This window comes from Ligilactobacillus pabuli (assembly GCF_022836475.1).
In the GTDB taxonomy this organism is placed as follows: Bacteria; Bacillota; Bacilli; order Lactobacillales; family Lactobacillaceae; genus Ligilactobacillus; species Ligilactobacillus pabuli.
Genome location: NZ_BQXH01000006.1, coordinates 1 through 1,656 on the forward strand (window position 1 = coordinate 1; position 1,656 = coordinate 1,656).

Annotated in this window: 2 protein-coding genes; both read right to left on the minus strand. The window is 44.9% G+C overall.

From position 1 onward, the window contains the following. Window positions 1-144 precede the first annotated feature (144 nt). Window positions 145-1,053: a glycine betaine ABC transporter substrate-binding protein gene (locus LPAF129_RS04080; RefSeq protein ID WP_244054889.1), complete on the minus strand. Its 909-nt coding sequence runs from the start codon at window positions 1,051-1,053 to the stop codon at window positions 145-147. A 12-nt stretch (window positions 1,054-1,065) separates the two neighbouring features. Continuing rightward, window positions 1,066-1,656 (minus strand): ABC transporter permease (locus LPAF129_RS04085; protein WP_244054890.1); only part of this gene is annotated, 591 nt, incomplete at its 5' end.

Consider the following 1,656-nt stretch of genomic DNA (forward strand, 5'->3'; position numbering starts at 1 on the left):
GGCTGGCCCCAGCCACACACCCCAGCACTTTAAACTAGCTATCAAAGTATAAAAAAGAACTCCACCTTTAAGATAGAGTTCCAAGGACCATCAACACTATTTGACAAAGTCCCGTAATTTGCCCAGGCCTTAATTTAAGCAGATTTATTTATTCTTTAAATCATCAATTGTGTTGATATTTTTCATATACGTCGGGACGGCTAAACCAGTTTTAGCATTTTCCAGGTTTTTTCTGACCTCAACATATTTACCCTTATACTTCTTCGCATATAATTTATGCGTCACAGGTAATTCAACGGTTACGGTTGCATCCAATTTACCACTAGCGATCGCACTCCACATAATACCAACATCCAATTGTTGCATGCTTGCGTCATACCCCTTTTGTTTCAAGAGGGTCGTCACTAAGGTTGTTGCAGCCACTTCGTAGTCATATGGGGTATAACCAATTTTGATCTTCTTACCCTGACCATCTGGGACACCCTTCAGCCATTCTTTGACCTGCTTAGGATGGTCCTTAATGAATTGATCCACGGCCTTTTGCTTGTTCATCCCATTATTAATTTTCATCATCAATGGGTTAGACAACTCGATCGACCAGTGGAAATTTTCTAAGAACTTCTCAGCGCCCGGATTATCCTGTTTAAACCCTGTTCTTGTCAAGGTCCGCATCGATTCACCCTTACCATAAGCATGCTTAGGGTCTTTCAAGAATTTCAACGGGTACTTGGCAAACATCCAGTGCGGCTGCCAGCCAGTCACGACAATCGGTTCTTTGTTTTTGATGGCCTTATCTAAGGTACTGACCATCGCTGCCGTTGAACTTGGCATAATTTGCCAGTTAGCTTTTTTCAAATGATATTCGCTCAGAGCAGTCTCAGTACTATCAGTAATACCAGCCCCAGCTTCGATCCCAGTGATCGTATAGTTGATTTGCGAGCCTAGTTTTTTGTGCGAGTTATATTTGGGCGGCTTGGCACAGGCACTAACAAGTAACGTCAAGCCTAATGCCACAGCGGCTATTTTCAAATAACGGCTAATTTTCTTTTTCAATTTAATCACCCCTTATCTGGAGGATTGATTGAACGATTGGGTGATTCGGTCCAAAATAATGGCGACGATCACCACAGCGATCCCGGCGGCAAACCCTGCCCCGGCATCATTTCGACCAACCGCGAAATAGACCTGTGTCCCTAGACCTAAGGCCCCGATCATTGAGGCGATCACGACCATGGACAGACCGAGCATCATCGTTTGGTTAACCCCTGACATAATAGTGTTTTTAGCCATTGGTAACTGTAAGCCAATTAACTTTTGCCAAGAAGTCGAGCCAAATGAATCGGCGGCTTCGATCAAGTCTTCTGGCACTTGGCGAATCCCCAAGTTAGTCATCCGCACTGTTGGCGGCATCGCGAAGATCACGGAAGCCAAGACCCCGGGAACCATCCCAATGCCAAAGAAAGCAACAGCTGGGATCAGGTAAACGAAAGCTGGCAACGTCTGCATAAAGTCCAAGATCGGTTTGATCACAACTTCAGCCTTACTGCTTTTCGCCATCCAAATCCCCAGTGGGACCCCGATCACGATCGCAATTAAACTTGATGAAAGAACTAAGGTCAGTGTTTGTGTCATATCACGCCAGAAACCTAAGTTCCA